This window comes from Bacillus sp. K2I17 (assembly GCF_002209985.1).
Taxonomy (GTDB): domain Bacteria; phylum Bacillota; class Bacilli; order Bacillales; family Bacillaceae_G; genus Bacillus_A; species Bacillus_A wiedmannii.
In genome coordinates, this window is the sequence record NZ_NJGF01000039.1 from 1 (window position 1) to 17135 (window position 17135).

A 17135-nucleotide genomic window follows, 5' to 3' on the forward strand; every position below is an offset into this window, starting at 1 on the left:
GTGGGGGTCGGGCTGCCCATTAAAGTCCGATTGGTTCAACTAATAATCAGTGGGGGATGAAGAAAATCCCCACTGATTAAAGTTTCACTTTATTCTTAGAAGGAGTTCAAGGGCAGAATAGGAGAATCTATATTATTCTTTAAGAGGGAATAAATGAAAAATAAAATATCCAAAAATACAGATGGAAATCCGCTTTTATACCTTTCATTAAAATAATACTAGCATTATATATTATAAGGAATACTTGTCCTTAATTGTAAATGAAAGGGGGGGATTGATATGAGTTATGGCTATGGTCATCCTCCTGAAAAATGTCATAAACATCACAATGAAACTTTGTCAACGGGTGTATTACGTAGACATTCCGCTACGTTGTTTCTTACTGTGGAAGCTATGAATGTTGATCCAGATGATACTCATACAGTAACTGTTGAAATGTTTGATTGGTCATCGGGTTCTCCGGTATTGTTACCATTAGTAGACCCTTCAACACAAACATTGGCACCTAATCGATATGTTACTTTTCGTTCAGCAGCTCTTCCTTCAGGAGTTTTTGCTTATGAAGTAAGAATCATTCGTTCGAAAGATAGAGATGTTGTTACGAATGTTTTTGGTCTTAGTGCAATAGTATTTAACCCACAAGAAGGAAATAATGTTTTACAACATGATTTAGCAAAATTAGATCTTAAATAGATTTTATACAAGTTTATTTATTGGACAAGATTAAAAAAGAGTAGGATTACATCCTACTCTTTTTTAACATCAATTATATTAAAATTTTAAAAGAAATCCTTCATCATTTTCACATCTTTAATATTCACTGTCACACCTTCAGCCTTATCTTTCTTTTCATCTTTAGCAATCGTAATTTGCTCCTTATTATCAATCCACACAAGAAACTCTTCTTTTGCGTCATCTTTATATGTAACGGTTATAGTAGAATGTGCAGATTTTCGCTTTTTTTGATCTAGTGTAATTGTTTTAGGCGTGCCTTTTTGAACTGCTGAAACGATAGATTGTATCATTTCTTCGTTGTCGGTTTGAGATTTTGAAACGTTGTTATTTTTTGTGCTAAGTATTTCGATATCTGTAATATTTGCGGAGTTTAATTGAAAGGCATTTTGTTTCTGTTCTTGTTTAGCTTGTGGAGATTTGTTTGTAGCTGAGGTACTGGCACAGCCTATTAAAGTGAAAGATAGAGCGGTTAGAGCACATAAATAAGTTGTTTTTTTCATAGTATCCCTCCTTACGTTTAATTATAACAATTTTCTGTTAATTTAGGTAGTTATTGTAAGCGGATTTACTCTACTAGTTTTAGGATAGAAAAAATTCATATAACTTTTTTCATATTTTATGTTTAACATTTCGAAAATGGGTGTACTACATATAATATAACAAATAATTCATTTTAAAGGAGGAAGTTAAAGATGGAAACGAAGTATAGTAAACCTTTTGTATATGAATTTATTACGGAGAAAGAGGTCATGAATGCGGCGAATGATCTAGTGAAGAAAGGGATAGATCAAAAAGATATTTACGTATTAACACATGAGAAAGAGAGGACAGATAGAATTGCAGACAATGCAGACGTGAATACAATTGGGATAAAAGAGGAAGGACTTGGGACAAGCATTATTAACGTCTTTCAAAACACGGGAGATCAGTTAAGAAATAAGATGCAAGAGTTAGGGCTTAATGAGGAAGAGGCGAACTTCTACGAAGAAAAGCTGGATGAAGGAAAAATCTTGTTATTCGTTAAGGATTTAGAAAGAGTCGGTGAATGGTTACAAGAAAGAAGATGCATGTATTCTATTTAAATTTGTATCCTGTAAATCTATAAATCTATTACGAAAAGGAGATTGTAAATATGAGTGAGAACGGACTAAAAGAACAAGTTAAAGGTAAAGTTGAAAAGAAAAAAGGACAAGTAAAAGAAGGAATTGGTGAAGTTACAGAAGATAGAGAGTTGAAAAATGAAGGGAAGTGGGAAAAAACGAAGGGAACGATAAAAGAAAAAGTCGGAAAAGTGAAACAAAAGATAAGTGATGAATTGGATAATAAAGAATAATATATGTTCATCAAGCTTTGGTTACATACCAAAGCTTGATGAATCCAATATAAAACGAATATAGGAGGTTTAATTGTGGGACTTATTATTACGTGTATTGTAGGTGGACTTATTGGTGCGTTAGCTGGAATGATTACAGGAAAAGACTTTCCGTTAGGTATAGTTGGTAACGTGATTGCCGGATTAATCGGATCTTGGGTAGGTAGTGCGTTATTTGGTCATTGGGGTCCTGAATGGGGAGGCATCTTTATTCTTCCAGCTTTATTAGGTGCAATCGTCTTTATTTTAATCGTTACATTCTTTTCTAGAATGCTGCGGAAAGCGTAAGTATGATAATGAATAGTAATCTTAAGTTTGTTATATGCGACTATAAGGTTAATAAGCTCGTAAAAATACATAAAAAAAGCATCCAATTAAACTAATTTGGATGCTTTTTTTATGTAATCTGCATAGGAAAGAGTGGAGGATGAAGAACCCCCACTCATTAAAATTACACTTTCTATTATGTATTAAACCATCGTTACTTTTTCACAATTATTTATTTTTACGACCTGCCTTGGTTCTATATGAGATAAGTCTTCGCTATTACCGATATCCACTACAATTGTATTCGTTAGTATGTTAATAATGGAACCAATTAATTTTGTAGCATGATCGTGTCGATAAGAAAATTGAACAAAATCTCCCTTTTTAAAGTTGTGCTCTTCCATAGATAGATCCCCCTAAAAATAATGTTTATACATTATACATACACAAAATTATAAGTTTTAAACATTTATTAGTACGATTTAAGTGTTAAGCCGAGAAAGGTGTAGAAAATTTATTTATAATGAAAATAAAAAAATATGTTTAAAATTAATTTTTATGGGTAATTAAATAGTAAGAGTTTGAGATAAGGGGGCGGAAATGATGAATTTGGCAATAAATATTTTGCAAAATGATGTAGGTTATACAGTACAACTTAATGGTGAAATTGACGCATATACGGCATCAGATTTGAAAAATAAGATTATGCCTATTGCAAGCGAAAAAGAGGTTCATATTGTAGTAGATTTTACTGAGGTAGAGTATATGGATAGTACAGGTTTAGGTGTGTTTATAGCTCTATTAAAAGCAATTAAGAAAAATGATGGAAAGCTAGAGTTTATTGGTGTATCTAAAAGACTAAAAAGATTATTCGATATTACAGGACTAACAGAAATATTAAATTTGAATTCCGATTTTGAAAAAGTAGAAAGAAGGTGACTAGGGATGATGGAGAGATTTGAAAAGATAGAAATGAAAATTCCTGCAAAGGCAGAATATGTGGCTATTATTCGTTTAACAATGGCTGGTGTTGCGAATCGAATGGGCTTTGCTTATGACGATATAGAAGATATGAAAATTGCTATTAGTGAAGCATGTACAAATATTGTACAACATGCATACAAAGAAGACGTTGGAGAAATTGCAATTGTCTTTGGGCTATATGAAGATCGATTAGAAATTATGGTTGCTGATAATGGGATTAGCTTTGATTTTAGCACCTTAAAAGAGAAAGTTGGTCCGTATGATATTAGTAAACCAGTAGAACATTTGCCGGAAAATGGTTTAGGTTTATATTTAATCAATACGTTAATGGATGATATACAAATTATGCATGATGAGGGCATGACAGTTTTAATGACAAAATATATACAAAGAGAGCAGGTGGAGAATGATGGAAATCCAATCTCAACCTACAAATCTTGCTAAAGAAGACGTTATTAAACTAATTGCAGACTTCCAACAAAACCAATGTGATGAAGCACAGGAAAGATTAGTTCATCACTATAAAAATCTCGTACATTCCATTGCATATCGCTATTCAAAAGGTGGGCCGATGCATGAGGATATTATACAAGTAGGAATGTTAGGGCTCTTAGGCGCAATAAGAAGGTATGATTACTCGATAGGGAATGCTTTTGAGCCGTTTGCAATACCTACGATAGTAGGCGAAATAAAGAAGTATTTACGTGATAAAACTTGGGGTATTCATGTTCCAAGGCGAATGAAAGATTTAGGCGGGAAGATTAAACTTGCGATAGAGGAGCTAACAGATCAACTGCAACGTTCACCGAAGATTATAGAGATTGCGGATCATTTAGAACTATCCGAAGAGGAAGTGCTAGAAATTATGGATGCAAAAAATAATTATCGAGTATCTTCCTTAGACGATGTAGTTGAAAATTCATCTGATGGCAGTTCGGTAGCGAGAATTGAATCTGTAGGTGAAGTAGAGCAAGGATATGAAGAGACAGAAAGACGTCTCGTTTTAAAGGATATTTTTAACGTATTAAATGAGACGGAAAAGAGTGTCATTCATTATATATTTGGAGAGAATTTAAATCAAAAGGATACAGGGGAACGGTTAGGTATTTCACAAATGCACGTTTCTCGTATTAAAAGACAAGCGATAAGTAAATTGAAGCAAGCAGCGTTTTTAGATACATAAAAATTTTAAAGAATTATGTTTAAAACATGAGAAAAGGGGTAGTTATTAAGTATAGGAGGAGATATAAAAATGTCACACGATGTGAAAGAACTAATCGAAGGATTGAATAAAGATTTAGCAGGAGAATACTCGGCAATTATTATGTATAACCATAATGCTGCTACAGTTTCTGGTATATATAGACAAGTGTTAAAACCTTTCTTTGAATCTGAAATTAGTGATGAACAAGGACATGCCCTATATTTAGCGGAGAAAATTAAGACGTTAGGTGGTACACCTACTACGATCCCTTTACCAGTGAAACAAGTAGAAGATGTTAGAGAAATGTTAGAAGAAGCTAGGAAGTCAGAATATGAAACAATTAAGCGTTATGAAACGAGAAAAGAACAGGCCGCGAAATTAAATATGACAGAGTTAGTTGTAAAGTTAGAAGATATGATTGCAGATGAAACAAATCATATGGAAGAGTTAGATCGTCTTTTAAGTGATAAAGCAATGGTGTTAAATTAATTTATAGAGTGAAAGAACAAACTCTCATTTCTAGGGGGTTTGTTCTTTTGCTGTATAAAAAATATGTTTGAGTAGGAAATTTTCATTTTGTAACTGAGTATGTAATACTAGAAAAATAGAAAATGATCATAGATTTACATTTTATATAAGAAAAGGGGAAATAACTTGTGTCCATTTTAATTGTCGATGATAATCCGGTTAACATCTTTGTAATTGAAAAAATTTTAAAACAAGCCGGATATCAGGATCTTGTATCGCTTAATTCTGCACAAGAGCTTTTCGAATACATTCAATTTGGAAAAGATTCTTCCAGGTATAATGAAATTGATTTAATACTATTAGATATTATGATGCCTGAAATTGACGGACTTGAAGTTTGTAGGCGATTACAAAAAGAGGAGAAGTTTAAAGATATTCCTATTATTTTTGTAACAGCTTTAGAAGATGTGAATAAATTAGCTGAAGCGCTTGATATAGGCGCAATGGATTATATTACGAAACCGATAAATAAAGTTGAATTGTTAGCGCGTATGCGTGTAGCATTACGCTTGAAATCGGAATTAAATTGGCATAAAGAACAAGAAGAAAACCTTCGTAATGAATTGGATTTAGCTACACAAGTACAAAGAAACTTATTAAGTAGCCCATTAAGAGAAGATCATATAAAAATTGAAGCAAGCTATTTACCTTCATTCAAACTAGCTGGAGATATGTATTATTGGTATAAAATCGATAAAAACCGCTACGGTATTATATTATTAGATGTGATGGGACATGGTATATCTGCTTCATTAGTTTGTATGTTTATTTCGTCTGTATTACGTGAAACGATTAAATCTTTAATCGATCCAGAACTTGTCATTAAAGACTTAAATAAATATATGACTCTTTTACATAATGAGAATGATAATATTCCATATTATTTTACAGCGATATACTTAGTAGTTGATACAGAAAAGAGAACAATTGAATATGTAAATGCAGGACATCCTTCTGGATACGTTTTAGTCGATGAAGCGAATGTAGTGGAACTAAATCGCGGGGGTTGTGCGGTAGGATTTTTTGATGAAATAAAAGTTGAAAAGACAGTTATACCTTTTGAGGAGAACGCTCAAATATTATTATTTACAGATGGTGTGCTTGAAGCAATTGCAAATGATGAATTTGAGTCTGAAGAGAAATTACGTGCTTTTACAGAAAGAAAATGGGGAGATTTAGAAGAAGAGATAGAAGGGTTTTATAAGGAAGAACAGAAGAAAACACAATCAGATGATATGTGCCTCATTATGATACAAACGAATGCGAAATAAAAAGCGTATGAAATCCAAACAGAGGATTTCATACGCTTTTATTGTATTTTTTGATAGATTTGTTCGTTCGGATTAAACTGGATATAATGCGGCATTATATTTGAAAAACGAAGAGTTTCTTTATTTCCTAAACATAGGAATCCATTGTGGCCTAAACTTTCATAAAATAGTTGCTGTACTTGGTTTTGAAGTTTACCTGTAAAATAAATTAAAACGTTACGGCAAAGTATAATATGAAATTCGTTAAAAGATTGATCAGTTACTAAATTATGTTGCGCAAAGATAATGTTTTGTAAAAGAGATGGATTAAAATAAGCAAAACGATTATCTGTTGAATAGTAGTTAGAAAATGCTTGTGTACCGCCAGCTTGTAAATAGTTTTTCGTATAAGTTTGCATTTTATTTAACGGAAGGATGCCTTGTTTTGCTTTTTCTAACACATTTGTATTCATATCTGTTGCGTAAATAACAGCTTTTTCACTTAATCCTTCTTCGTGAAGTAAGATGGACATGGATAATACTTCTTCACCAGTTGCGCATCCAGCATGCCAAATTCTAATTTCAGGATACTTTTTTAATTCAGGAATGACATGCTCTCTTAGCGCTTTAAAAAAGTTAGGGTTACGGAACATTTCAGTTACATTAATGGAGAAATCATTTAATAACTGTTCTAAAAACCCTTCCTCATGAATTACTTTTTCAATTAACTTTGAAATGGTTGGTATATTAGAAATCTGCATTCGATTACAAATTCTTCTATAAATAGATGTACGAGCATATTGGCGGAAATCGAAGCCAGATAGTTTAAATACCGCTTCTAATAGTAATTCAATTTCTAAGTTCGTACGCTTATCCATATCTACAGATGGATCAAAATTATAATACTTATTTTCCACTTAAACTAAACCTCACTTATTTTATTAACCATACACTCATTACCGAATAGAGTTGATGTAAATTTAATGGTTTACTTATATAATCTGAAGCGCCAGCAGATAAACATTTCTCTTTATCATTTGGCATTGCTTTCGCAGTTAATGCGATAATAGGTATTTCATGTAACCTTAAGTTCATTCGGATATGTTCCATCGTTTCATAACCGTCCATATTCGGCATCATAATATCCATTAAAATAAGGTCAATATTTGTATTGTTTTTTAGTATGTCTAAACACTCTATGCCATTTTGTGCAGTAATAATGTTGGCATGTTGTTTTTTTAATGCATTTTGTAATGCAAATATATTTCGGTGATCATCATCGACAATTAAAATGGTTTTCTCTTGGAAGACATTATTTGTTTCAGGAGTCACGATAGTTTCCTCCACAACTTCAGCAGGGGTAACATCTTCTATCGTTGCTGCAACCTCTAAATTGGATACTTGTATATCAGTTAATCCATTTGGAAGGTTAGGAATATATACAGTGAAAGTACTGCCTTCTCCTACATTACTCTCTAACGTAATCCAACCACCTAACAATCTAGCAAACTCTTTACAAATAGATAACCCTAAGCCTGTACCACCATATTTCCGAATTGTTGCTCCATCTGCCTGTTGAAAGGCTTCGAAAATGAGTTGCTGCTGTTCTTTAGCGATACCAATACCAGTATCTTTTACTGAAATTGTAATCCAATCATTACTTATAGACTGCATTTCATGACTTAAATTAGTTGCTTCTATTGAATTGAAATGTAAAGAGACGGATCCTTTTTCCGTGAATTTAAATGCATTGGATAATAAGTTTTTAATAATTTGTTCAATCCGTTTTGCATCTGTATAAAATAGATCAGGAATCGTATCACTGTCTTCAATCGTAAATTCGACATTTTTTTGTGCAGCTATATGTAAAAAGTTTTGATGCATACTTGCTGCCATGTCACTTATGTTTGTTGCTTCGAAAATAACATCTAGTTTTCCAGCTTCTACTTTAGATAAATCAAGTATGTCATTAATTAAAGTAAGTAAATCTTTTCCTGATGAATGAATGACAGTTGCTAATTCAATTTCATCGTCGGATAAATGATTATCATGATTTTCTTTTAACATTTCAGATAATAGTAAAATACTATTTAACGGTGTGCGTAATTCATGAGACATATTTGCTAGAAATTCTGATTTGTATTTTGAGCTACGTAATAACTCACTTGCTTTTTCTTCTAATTCTGATTTAGTAATTTGTAAGTCAGCTGTCTTTTGCTCTGCCTCTTCCGTTCTAGACTCTAGTTGTTCATTCGTTGTTCGTAATTCTTCGGCTTGCATTTGTAGTTCTTCAGCTTGCGTTTGCAATTCTTCTGATTGAACTTGCAACTCTTCTGTCATTGCTTGTGATTCATGTAAAAGAGTTTGAATTCGCATACGTCCCATAATACTATGGATTGTTAAACCTAGGTTATCAACAGTTTGTTGTATTAAATCTTGATGTAAGTCTGAAATCTCAGTTACACTTACTAATTCCATTACTGCGATTACTTCATCCTCAAATAAGATAGGGACGACTAGTAGGTTTTTAGGGCGTATTTCTAATAAGCCGCTAGTGACATAACGAAATTCTTCTGGTATTTCTCGAAGAATAAAGCTTTGTTTTTCTAAAGCACATTGTCCAATTAAACCTTCACCCATTTTAATGGATTGTTTTCCAATATCAGCACCTTGATCGGCGAAAGAAGCTTTCTTTACATAGTAGACAGTTTCTTCAATTTCTTCACGTACATAGAATGCACCGCAAGAGGTTTGCGTTTTTTGTATAACTCCACTAAGAATTTTTTTACCTAATATCTCAATAGAAGGTACACCTTGATACATTAAAATTAATTCTGCAAGCTCGGTTTGTAACCACTCTCTTTTAGATATTTCGTCTAGTAGGTGGTTCGTTGTATGAGCAAGATCTTTTATTTCATCCCGTGTGTTTACATGAATTCTTTCCGTAATTTTTTCTTTAGAAGAAATGGATTTAATAGCTTGAATTACGTTTTTAATCGTTTTTGTAATGGAATTCGAAATATAGAGTGAAATGATAATAGAAATACAAGAAAGTAAGAACAATAAACCGTATAACCAAATCTCTAATTTATTATTTTGAGTATCTAATTGTGCAGCTCTTTTTTTCGTTAGTTGTTCCTCTACACTACGGAAGTTAGTTAGCTGCGATTGTAGTGATTGAATTTGAGTCGTGTCGATTGCTTGTACGTTATTACTATTGTGATTCGTAATGAATGGGTGAATCTCTTTATTAATCCAACTAGTAATGTTTTCATTAATCTGTTTTAATTTTTCTTGCTGAGAAGGGTTATCCTCTAATAGAGCTAAAAGATCTTGATAATGTTTTTCGTAATCCTTTTCCGCAGCGTTAAGAGATTGAACGTAATTTGCATCATTAGAAGTGATAAATCCTTTCGCTTTATTTTCAATTGTTAGTAAATCTTTCTCCACTTGATTCGTTAAATTAAGAACTTTAAAATCGTGATCAATAATAAAATTACGAGATTTTTGTAAACTGGAAATCCCATTGTTTAACATAATGAAAGAAATAAGCAAGAACAAAATGATAACTAAATAACCAGCCATAATTTTGAAGCGAATACTAAATTTTGCTTTCGATTTCATTAAAAATTCCTACCTTCAAGGTTATTCAAAGTTTTCAATTGTAAAGAATGAAAAACGTAATATATATTATATCAGTTTTCATAAGGCCAAACTAGAAATCCCCCTATTGTATTAGGGGGTTCTTTTTTAATAGAGGAAATCATTTTGAAATATAAAAACATATATGAAAAGTAACGATCGAGGGAATAGGGGGATAATAAAACTTTTAAGAAGGAAAGAGTGTTCTTAAAGCTTTTTTTGCATCTATTCCTTCAAAGATAAATAATACAAGCTCTCTCTTTTTTACAGTAAGGAAAAAGGATATTAATGTGCTTAAGCTTTTAATAGAAGTAAGTGTTCCGTGTTTACTTATAAATAAATTCGTTTGAAATGTTGTCATTAAAGCATAAAAATGATGAATCTGCGTTATTGTAGGTGTTTCATTATAAAGAATAGTAGTAGATTGGATTGCATTCATCGAAATATTCCTTCCCATATAATAAGCATAACAATATAAACATACCCGTTTTAAAAAATGTTAAACATATAAATAAGAAAAAATATAATTATAGTATTTTAGGTTTAGAAAGGGTTATGAAGGGTATACATATACTAGAAAGAGATTGACTGAAGATGAATTATAAGAGTTCTAGTCTATAAAAATATACTTTTACTTTAAATAAAAAGGAGTCTGGTATACATGAATGAAATGATGATTAATATTACATTTGATTTAATTTACTTGTTAAGTAGTTCGCTTGTGATCCTTTTATTATTCGCTTTTTTCGTAAATGGTTATGTTAATAAGAAGATTAGTGTATACAGAAATGAAGAAAGATAAAGATACATTATATAAAACTTTAGGAGGTTAATAGTTATGGATGTAGATAGAAAAATAGTAGGTGTTTTTAGAACAATTGATGATGCGGCGTTCGTTATTAATGAATTAAATGATAAAGGATACTCGGCGGATAATATTTCAGCTATTGCGAAGGATCAAAAGGAAATTGAACATCTGGAAGAAAAATCGGGTGAAAAAGTGAATCATGAAACTGCACATAAAGCGGATATCTTTTCAGCGACAGGGCTTGTGGCAGGAGGAGTAGCAGGCGGACTCGGTGGTTTATTAACAGGTCTTGGTATACTTGCCGTTTCTGGAATGGGTCCAATCGTAGCAGCGGGACCTATCGCAGCAGCTATTGGAGGAGCCGGTATTGGCGGAGGAGCTGGAAGTTTAATAGGAGCATTTATCGGATTAGGAATTCCCGAAGAACATGCTAAGAAATATGAAGAATACATTTACGATGGAAATATATTAATTTTAGTAGATGCAAAATTAGATGATAAGTTAGAAATCTATAAAATATTTGATAAGCATAATGCGTATAACTCTGATTTCTTTAAATAATATGTACGTCACATATTTAAACATAATGAATATCGTTTTTGATCTTACAACTTTGGCACGGCCGAGGAGTCGTATGACTATAAGAGAGGAAGGGCTTATAGTAAAAGATCAAGTTTAAGAGAGAAGGGGTGTCTTTTCGTGATTGTAAAAATATTAAAGGATAGTAGTAATAGTTTCCTTTGTACGGTTCAAAATAAAAATGGAGAGCAGTATGTGAAGAAATGGTTTAGTAAACAGGAAAACAATGAAGAATTAGGGCGACCAACCTTTAAAGAAGTGGAAAAGGATTGGAAAGAAAATAGAAAATCGTTTATGTATCCTAACGTAAAAGCGGTTTATTAAATAATAGCCGTTTCATTCTTACAAAATTGTCACACTCCTGTAAGGTAATTCAATAGATTAGATACTTTTTCTGTGTCATAATAAAGACATAAGAAAGCGCATTAAAAAACTACAACATATTAGGAGAGTGTCAGTCATGATTGTAACAACAACGTCTGGAATTCAAGGTAAAGAAATTATTGAGTATATCGATATTGTAAATGGTGAAGCTATTATGGGTGCAAATATTGTCCGCGACTTATTCGCTTCCGTTCGTGATGTTGTCGGTGGTCGTGCTGGTTCTTACGAAAGCAAGCTAAAAGAAGCTCGTGATATCGCAATGGATGAAATGAAAGAACTTGCAAAACAAAAAGGTGCGAACGCTATCGTTGGTATTGACGTAGATTACGAAGTTGTTCGTGATGGAATGTTAATGGTTGCTGTAAGTGGTACAGCTGTACGTATATAAGTAAATAAAAAACAGGCTCCCCCTTGAAGTTCATGCTTTGAGGGGATTTTTTTGTTTCATGACTACAGTTAAAATGAATAAGAGTTGATGGCGAATGTACTGGCTCGCTAAAATGATATAACAGCTTAAGGGATAAGCTGAAAAAAAACTATACTGTACATATGTTTAAAATAAGTAAAACGTTATTGTAAAAAATGCTAGGATTGCTCCTAGCATTTCGTGAGGGGGTATTGCACGGGAATTTAGATAATAAGCAGACGTACCTGCTTATTTCAAATGTAGTATATATTGTTTTCAAGGAGAAAAGTAAGAAATACAACAATCTTTATATATGTTTAACGAGAGTGTTAACTTTATGATAAATAATAAAATTGTTATTTGAGGTAAGGAGAGAAATAATGGTATGAATAACTTTAGAGGGTGTATAGTTTATAGAAATAAACGATTGAGCATGTAAAGAGTTGTATTACATAAAATTTATAATGAATAGAGGGGGTTACATTATGTTTTGGTTAGGATGTTTTTTAGGATATATTGTAGGTTCAGTTATTACATGTGCTCTACTTTACTATGGGTATAGATCCAATGAAAATAAAAAAGCGGATATACAAAAGAGGGAGGAGAGGAAAATCAATAAAAAAGGTGTATAGGATGTGGAAGGTAAGGTGATAACGTTGATGCAAAAATAAAGGACAGTACATATTGTATATGACTACTATGTACTGTCCTCACTTATTTCTTTTGGATTATGAAAAATTATTTCCTGTCTTGCTATAAATTTCATAGGCGAAATAACCAAATAAATAGCCTATTCCAGACCCTAAACTAATGGAAAGCAGTGAGAAGTCCAGGAAAAACATACCGAAAATTAAACCGATCATACAGCCGACAAGCATTCCCATAGGTATTAAACTATCTAATAACAGTTGAGCTTTTTGAGATTTTTTCTTACCTAATTTTCCGTTCTTATATTTATGTTCCAATCTTTTAATTACAAATACTACAATTCCACCAACTATTACAACAGGTGCGATTGCCGAAATGAACCACATGTTAGAAGCTCCTTTCGCTTTTTAATTAAATTATACCATATATTAACATTTTAAATTTAAGCGGAGACAAGATCTTCTGCATTTCTTTTCCTTTTATTCATGACTAAAGTTAATAGGAATAAAAGGAAGCTTAAAAGTGCCATTATAATAAAAACTTGCGTATAACTATTAAAATAGTCACGAGCGATTCCTGCTAGGACAGGAATGAATCCGCCCATAATATATCCTCCTGATTGCATCATAGCAGTCCATGCACTCGCATCTTCTGAAGTTTTTGTTTCATATAGCGGTAGCATAAGAGCGAGTGGAAATACGCCGCCGAGCCCGATACCTAGTAAAATAGAAGGGACCCATGGTGTGGTTAATGGGTAAATCATAAGCGATAAACCTACGAGTACAAAGCATATACTCCCTAATAACCAAAGTGCTCTGTTTTTATAAATATCCGCTAATGTTGGAATTAAAAAGCTGCATATCATTTGAATCACTGTAAAAACAGTTATAAGAGTCCCCGCTTGTTCGCTACTCACACCCATACTTTGATTTGCCGGCGCAAGCCAAGTCGTAATGGAATAAAAGATTCCTGATTGTATCCCGAAAAAGATTGTGAACAACCATGCTTTTTTATTTCTTAAAGGTAAGCTATTATTCTTTTTATTTTGTGTACTCGTATTCTTATTTCGTTTCATAACGGGATACCAAAACATAATAGCGATAATAGTAAGTACACCCCAAAAAGCGAGTGCCATATTCCACTCGTCTTTTAATACATGTTGTAAAGGAATCGTTAACCCTGCACTTAAAGAAGCACCAGTTCCCATACCTACTGAATATATGCCAATCATTAAGCCGATTTTCGTAGGGAATTTTTCTTTAATAAAACCTGATAGTAACGGACCTGCAAGTGCAATTCCAATACCGATAAATAAAGAGCTCGCGAATAATGTGAAAATAGAAAAGGTAAAAGCCCTCATACATGTGGCAAAGCCAATTAAAATAAGACAAGCCATAATTGCTTTTTCTGCTCCGAATTTTTTAATTACCTTCCCAGTCAGTAAGGCGAATGTCCCCATACAAAAAACAGGAATAGCTGTTAAAAAACTAACGGAAAAATTGCTTATATTTAAGTCTTGTCGGATTGTTTCTAATACAGGTGAAACAGATGTAATTCCGATACGTAAATTAATGGAAACAAAAAATAGTGCTAGTATATACAAATAAGTTCGTTCTTGATGTTTCAATTTCATTTTCTCCTCTCATAAACATCAGATGTTATTGAGTATATCATCTGATGTTTGTGTGTAATAGATAAGGAGCTTATTTCAGCTCCAAATTTTGAACAGCGTATGTTCGTGCCTCTTCTGCATTTTGTTTAAAAATAGCTTGGAATAACTTTTCATGAATGTCAGAGTTATCTTTATAGTCCACTGTATTTAATATGAATTGGCTTAAAATGTGGCGAAGGGCAGGTACGAAAGATTGATACAAATCAAGTAGAACTTCGTTTTTACTCGCCTTTGCAATGGCTAGATGAAACTGAATGTCTGCATCTATGTATGCTACATAATTTCCTTCTTGAAGGGCATGTCTTCTTTTATTCAAATGTCCTTTCAAGTATAAAAGATCCTCGTCGCTTCGGCGCTGTGCCGCTAACATCGCCACTTCTTTATCTAACATATTTCGTGCTTCATACACATGATTTATATTAGCTGCTTGCAGTCGTTTTTCAAATGAATCTTGCGTTGTATTGAGTGAGACAATACGAGTACCTTGTCCTTGTCGAACTTCTAATATGCCAGCATGTACTAATATCTTTATGCTTTCTCGCAGTGTTGAACGTCCTACCCCTAACTCTTCCATTAACTGCGGCTCTGTAGGGAGGCGATCACCAACTTCATACTCGCCAGAAAAGATTTTCTCTTGTAGACGTTCCAACACTTCATCGACTAATTTCCGCCGAGAAACTTTTGAAAAAGATTTCTTTTCGTTCATATTCATCTGCTCATCTCCTGTTATATTCGTTTTTATGATAACCAATTTAAGTTCGGTTGACAATGTTATTTTTTAGGTAGTTGAAATGGGATACTAAAATAGGGTTTATAAGACATAAAAAAATCTATTTTGAAAAAATCAATCAAAATAGATCCTTCAATTGCATTTAATAGCTCGTCAAAAACACTTTCCCTTTCGTTTTCTCAGCAGACTGCACAACATCAACCGCACTTTTCACATCTGCTAAGTCATACGTAGAATGGACTTTCATAAAATGTAATTGTTTGTTTTCCACTAAGCGAATTAAGTGACGAAACGTTTCTTGCCATTTATATGGTGATACTTCTTTATTCCAATGTCGTAAATGAAATATGTTCGCGTGCACTTTTGCTTTCGTGACAATCTCTGCCCAGTTCACTTGTATTCCTGATAGAAGACCAATTGTTAAAAAGTGCCCGTTTGGACGTAAGGAAAAAGCTAATTCATTTCCATCTGGTCCTCCGATAGAGTCAATCGCAGCATCTGCACCGAGCCCGTTTGTTAATTCCATAACTGTTTCATAAAGCGGGGCAGTGGAGGTATCAATTACATACTCAGCACCAAGGCGTAGTAATTCTTCTGTATGCTTATTATTTCTTGTAACAGCAATTAATCGGAAGTTTAAAATTTGTGATAACTGAGCAAAAAGATGACCAATAGCGGATCCACAAGCGTTCACTAATAAAACGTCATCCTGTTTTAAATTTAGTGTTTCTGTACATGTAACCCAAGCTGTAAGGGGATTAATATACATTTGTGCCGCTGTAAAATCATCGATAGAATCAGGGATAGGGACTACAAAGTCAGCTGATGTTGTAACGAACTCTTGCCAGGTACCATCTCCGCGTAACGGTAAAACACGTTTACCGATAAGGTCTCTAGAAACGAAAGAGCCAACATCTTCTACAATGCCAACACCTTCATAACCAGGTATGCTAGGTAAAGGGATTCTATGTGCGTACGCTCCGGTTACTGGAATTAAGTCAGATGGATTAATCGGTCTAACTAACATACGAACTAAAACTTCATTATCTTTTAATGGTTCTATATTTTTATATTCAACTTGTAATACATCTTTTGGGTTACCAAACTTGTGAAATTGAATGTGTTTTCCGTGCAAAGTAATGTTCCCCCTTAGTGTAGTTGGATTTATTATAACACCTGTAGTTCAATTGCTTGTTTGATTTACATGTAGGAGGGGATATGTGCAAAATAAAAAGGAAGCAACCGCAGCTGCTTCCTACATCTATTAAGCCGAAGCCTTCTTCATTCTCTCAAGTAAACTAGATAACACATGCGTACGATATGATTCTAGTTTTTTACCTTCATAAGTACGAATACCTAATTTTTTAAGTTCTTTTACATACCAACCTTTGCTTCCGAAATACATGTCATCGCTCCCCTTCAACTTTGTTTTTATTTGTTCTGATTGCATATGGAGGTACAGGTAATATAATGAAGGAAATGAATTTCGCGCGAAAATGGTTAACTTTGTTGCAAAAGACATATATACTAAGGATAGTATATAACGAGGTGGGCAAGACGTGATTATAGAGAAGCACGAAATTCAAATTGACCAAATTACGAGCGGTAAAGTGAATATCTTTACTTTCTATAGGAATAGAAAGCAAGTTGATGATCATTTTTTACGATTGCAAGAACCATCGCTTACAGCAAACTACTTCTTCCATTTTCATTTTGATGCAGAGAGCTTGCATCTACTGCAGGAAGAGTTTCCGAGCGTATATCCGTACAACGGTAGTGAAACGATTCACGACTGGACGGAAAAGATGAAAGCAGAATTGCAACATCAGATCCAAACAGGAAAATGGAATAAGCGCGTACGTATCGGTAATCGCATTCTAGATGTGGTGTTTACGTGGTGTGACGAAGATATAGTAGAGTGAAAAA

The 17135-nt window shown here is 33.2% G+C and carries 25 protein-coding genes; 15 read left to right on the forward strand and 10 right to left on the reverse strand.

The features are described from left to right. Positions 1-279: 279 nt before the first annotated feature. Positions 280-693, forward strand: coding sequence for a hypothetical protein (locus CER22_RS26090; protein ID WP_088610001.1), 414 nt, complete (start codon positions 280-282; stop codon positions 691-693). 86 nt (positions 694-779) lie between these two features. Here the strand turns inward: CER22_RS26090 and CER22_RS26095 are convergent, their stop codons facing one another. Beyond that, entirely contained in the window at positions 780-1235 is a 456-nt protein-coding gene (locus CER22_RS26095; RefSeq protein ID WP_088610002.1) for a hypothetical protein, read from the reverse strand. A gap of 192 nt (positions 1236-1427) precedes the next feature. On the opposite strand from CER22_RS26095, the gene CER22_RS26100 reads away from it, so the two are divergent. From CER22_RS26100 to CER22_RS26110, 3 genes are all read left to right on the forward strand, one after another. Continuing rightward, the gene (locus tag CER22_RS26100) at positions 1428-1817 is read left to right on the forward strand and encodes a general stress protein (protein ID WP_000448812.1); all 390 of its coding nucleotides are present in this window, start codon (positions 1428-1430) and stop codon (positions 1815-1817) included. A 50-nt stretch (positions 1818-1867) separates the two neighbouring features. After that, a complete protein-coding gene (locus CER22_RS26105; protein ID WP_001293468.1) occupies positions 1868-2068 on the forward strand; it encodes a CsbD family protein in 201 nt (66 codons plus the stop codon). 75 nt (positions 2069-2143) lie between these two features. Beyond that, a complete protein-coding gene (locus tag CER22_RS26110) occupies positions 2144-2395 on the forward strand; it encodes a GlsB/YeaQ/YmgE family stress response membrane protein (RefSeq protein ID WP_000522902.1) in 252 nt (83 codons plus the stop codon). 182 nt (positions 2396-2577) lie between these two features. Here the strand turns inward: CER22_RS26110 and CER22_RS26115 are convergent, their stop codons facing one another. Next, complete coding sequence (locus tag CER22_RS26115) at positions 2578-2778, reverse strand: methyltransferase (RefSeq protein ID WP_000390989.1); 201 nt, start codon at positions 2776-2778, stop codon at positions 2578-2580. A gap of 196 nt (positions 2779-2974) precedes the next feature. On the opposite strand from CER22_RS26115, the gene rsbV reads away from it, so the two are divergent. From rsbV to CER22_RS26140, 5 genes are all read left to right on the forward strand, one after another. Beyond that, positions 2975-3313, forward strand: coding sequence for an anti sigma b factor antagonist RsbV (rsbV, locus tag CER22_RS26120; RefSeq protein ID WP_001999229.1), 339 nt, complete (start codon positions 2975-2977; stop codon positions 3311-3313). Between the two features lie 6 nt (positions 3314-3319). Then, the gene (gene rsbW, locus CER22_RS26125; RefSeq protein WP_087957589.1) at positions 3320-3802 is read left to right on the forward strand and encodes an anti-sigma B factor RsbW; all 483 of its coding nucleotides are present in this window, start codon (positions 3320-3322) and stop codon (positions 3800-3802) included. Further along, entirely contained in the window at positions 3765-4541 is a 777-nt protein-coding gene (gene sigB, locus CER22_RS26130; protein ID WP_088610003.1) for an RNA polymerase sigma factor SigB, read from the forward strand. Before rsbW ends, sigB begins: the two co-directional genes overlap by 38 nt. A gap of 69 nt (positions 4542-4610) precedes the next feature. Further along, entirely contained in the window at positions 4611-5051 is a 441-nt protein-coding gene (locus CER22_RS26135; protein ID WP_088062271.1) for a ferritin-like domain-containing protein, read from the forward strand. Between the two features lie 167 nt (positions 5052-5218). Further along, positions 5219-6361, forward strand: coding sequence for a fused response regulator/phosphatase (locus CER22_RS26140; RefSeq protein WP_088610004.1), 1143 nt, complete (start codon positions 5219-5221; stop codon positions 6359-6361). A gap of 38 nt (positions 6362-6399) precedes the next feature. Here CER22_RS26140 and CER22_RS26145 read toward each other — a convergent pair whose 3' ends face one another. The 3 genes from CER22_RS26145 to CER22_RS26155 form a co-directional block, all read right to left on the reverse strand. Then, a complete protein-coding gene (locus tag CER22_RS26145; protein ID WP_088062275.1) occupies positions 6400-7257 on the reverse strand; it encodes a CheR family methyltransferase in 858 nt (285 codons plus the stop codon). Positions 7258-7273: 16 nt separating this feature from the next. Next, positions 7274-9964: an ATP-binding protein gene (locus CER22_RS26150; RefSeq protein WP_088610005.1), complete on the reverse strand. Its 2691-nt coding sequence runs from the start codon at positions 9962-9964 to the stop codon at positions 7274-7276. 205 nt (positions 9965-10169) lie between these two features. Further along, entirely contained in the window at positions 10170-10421 is a 252-nt protein-coding gene (locus CER22_RS26155; RefSeq protein ID WP_000991707.1) for a hypothetical protein, read from the reverse strand. Between the two features lie 222 nt (positions 10422-10643). Here CER22_RS26155 and CER22_RS33275 point away from each other — a divergent pair, with 222 nt between their 5' ends. The 5 genes from CER22_RS33275 to CER22_RS33280 all read left to right on the forward strand — a co-directional run bounded on the left by CER22_RS33275 (position 10644) and on the right by CER22_RS33280 (position 12791). Continuing rightward, the gene (locus CER22_RS33275; RefSeq protein WP_080377776.1) at positions 10644-10784 is read left to right on the forward strand and encodes a hypothetical protein; all 141 of its coding nucleotides are present in this window, start codon (positions 10644-10646) and stop codon (positions 10782-10784) included. Positions 10785-10820: 36 nt separating this feature from the next. Further along, a complete protein-coding gene (locus CER22_RS26165) occupies positions 10821-11351 on the forward strand; it encodes a general stress protein (protein WP_088062279.1) in 531 nt (176 codons plus the stop codon). A gap of 138 nt (positions 11352-11489) precedes the next feature. Continuing rightward, positions 11490-11693 (forward strand): DUF4028 family protein, encoded by a 204-nt coding sequence (locus CER22_RS26170; RefSeq protein WP_088062281.1) that lies wholly within the window; start codon positions 11490-11492, stop codon positions 11691-11693. Positions 11694-11829: 136 nt separating this feature from the next. After that, entirely contained in the window at positions 11830-12141 is a 312-nt protein-coding gene (locus CER22_RS26175) for a YbjQ family protein (RefSeq protein ID WP_000637510.1), read from the forward strand. Positions 12142-12644: 503 nt separating this feature from the next. After that, positions 12645-12791, forward strand: a complete 147-nt coding sequence (locus CER22_RS33280) for a hypothetical protein (protein ID WP_000498635.1) — start codon at positions 12645-12647, stop codon at positions 12789-12791. A 96-nt stretch (positions 12792-12887) separates the two neighbouring features. Here CER22_RS33280 and CER22_RS26185 read toward each other — a convergent pair whose 3' ends face one another. The 5 genes from CER22_RS26185 to CER22_RS26205 all read right to left on the reverse strand — a co-directional run bounded on the left by CER22_RS26185 (position 12888) and on the right by CER22_RS26205 (position 16614). Beyond that, positions 12888-13193 (reverse strand): hypothetical protein, encoded by a 306-nt coding sequence (locus CER22_RS26185; protein WP_088610007.1) that lies wholly within the window; start codon positions 13191-13193, stop codon positions 12888-12890. A 56-nt stretch (positions 13194-13249) separates the two neighbouring features. Continuing rightward, positions 13250-14440: an MFS transporter gene (locus CER22_RS26190; RefSeq protein ID WP_088610008.1), complete on the reverse strand. Its 1191-nt coding sequence runs from the start codon at positions 14438-14440 to the stop codon at positions 13250-13252. Between the two features lie 70 nt (positions 14441-14510). Further along, positions 14511-15191: a FadR/GntR family transcriptional regulator gene (locus tag CER22_RS26195; RefSeq protein ID WP_088610009.1), complete on the reverse strand. Its 681-nt coding sequence runs from the start codon at positions 15189-15191 to the stop codon at positions 14511-14513. Positions 15192-15351: 160 nt separating this feature from the next. Then, positions 15352-16344, reverse strand: a complete 993-nt coding sequence (locus CER22_RS26200; RefSeq protein WP_088610010.1) for a zinc-dependent alcohol dehydrogenase family protein — start codon at positions 16342-16344, stop codon at positions 15352-15354. 129 nt (positions 16345-16473) lie between these two features. Beyond that, entirely contained in the window at positions 16474-16614 is a 141-nt protein-coding gene (locus CER22_RS26205) for a YflJ family protein (RefSeq protein WP_000273536.1), read from the reverse strand. A gap of 154 nt (positions 16615-16768) precedes the next feature. On the opposite strand from CER22_RS26205, the gene CER22_RS26210 reads away from it, so the two are divergent. Then, positions 16769-17131 (forward strand): hypothetical protein, encoded by a 363-nt coding sequence (locus CER22_RS26210; RefSeq protein ID WP_000582797.1) that lies wholly within the window; start codon positions 16769-16771, stop codon positions 17129-17131. The last annotated feature ends 4 nt before the right edge of the window (positions 17132-17135 follow it).

Coding starts and splice junctions, on each gene's coding strand:
- CER22_RS26165 (WP_088062279.1), top strand. CDS start 10,821: ATGGATGTAGATAGAAAAATAGTAGGTGTTTTTAGAACAATTGATGAT.
- CER22_RS26205 (WP_000273536.1), bottom strand. CDS start 16,614: ATGTATTTCGGAAGCAAAGGTTGGTATGTAAAAGAACTTAAAAAATTA.
- CER22_RS26190 (WP_088610008.1), bottom strand. CDS start 14,440: ATGAAATTGAAACATCAAGAACGAACTTATTTGTATATACTAGCACTA.
- CER22_RS26105 (WP_001293468.1), top strand. CDS start 1,868: ATGAGTGAGAACGGACTAAAAGAACAAGTTAAAGGTAAAGTTGAAAAG.
- CER22_RS26150 (WP_088610005.1), bottom strand. CDS start 9,964: ATGAAATCGAAAGCAAAATTTAGTATTCGCTTCAAAATTATGGCTGGT.
- CER22_RS26100 (WP_000448812.1), top strand. CDS start 1,428: ATGGAAACGAAGTATAGTAAACCTTTTGTATATGAATTTATTACGGAG.
- CER22_RS26175 (WP_000637510.1), top strand. CDS start 11,830: ATGATTGTAACAACAACGTCTGGAATTCAAGGTAAAGAAATTATTGAG.
- rsbW (WP_087957589.1), top strand. CDS start 3,320: ATGATGGAGAGATTTGAAAAGATAGAAATGAAAATTCCTGCAAAGGCA.
- CER22_RS33275 (WP_080377776.1), top strand. CDS start 10,644: ATGAATGAAATGATGATTAATATTACATTTGATTTAATTTACTTGTTA.
- CER22_RS26095 (WP_088610002.1), bottom strand. CDS start 1,235: ATGAAAAAAACAACTTATTTATGTGCTCTAACCGCTCTATCTTTCACT.
- CER22_RS26090 (WP_088610001.1), top strand. CDS start 280: ATGAGTTATGGCTATGGTCATCCTCCTGAAAAATGTCATAAACATCAC.
- CER22_RS26115 (WP_000390989.1), bottom strand. CDS start 2,778: ATGGAAGAGCACAACTTTAAAAAGGGAGATTTTGTTCAATTTTCTTAT.
- rsbV (WP_001999229.1), top strand. CDS start 2,975: ATGATGAATTTGGCAATAAATATTTTGCAAAATGATGTAGGTTATACA.
- CER22_RS26185 (WP_088610007.1), bottom strand. CDS start 13,193: ATGTGGTTCATTTCGGCAATCGCACCTGTTGTAATAGTTGGTGGAATT.
- sigB (WP_088610003.1), top strand. CDS start 3,765: ATGATGGAAATCCAATCTCAACCTACAAATCTTGCTAAAGAAGACGTT.
- CER22_RS33280 (WP_000498635.1), top strand. CDS start 12,645: ATGTTTTGGTTAGGATGTTTTTTAGGATATATTGTAGGTTCAGTTATT.
- CER22_RS26195 (WP_088610009.1), bottom strand. CDS start 15,191: ATGAATATGAACGAAAAGAAATCTTTTTCAAAAGTTTCTCGGCGGAAA.
- CER22_RS26155 (WP_000991707.1), bottom strand. CDS start 10,421: ATGAATGCAATCCAATCTACTACTATTCTTTATAATGAAACACCTACA.
- CER22_RS26135 (WP_088062271.1), top strand. CDS start 4,611: ATGTCACACGATGTGAAAGAACTAATCGAAGGATTGAATAAAGATTTA.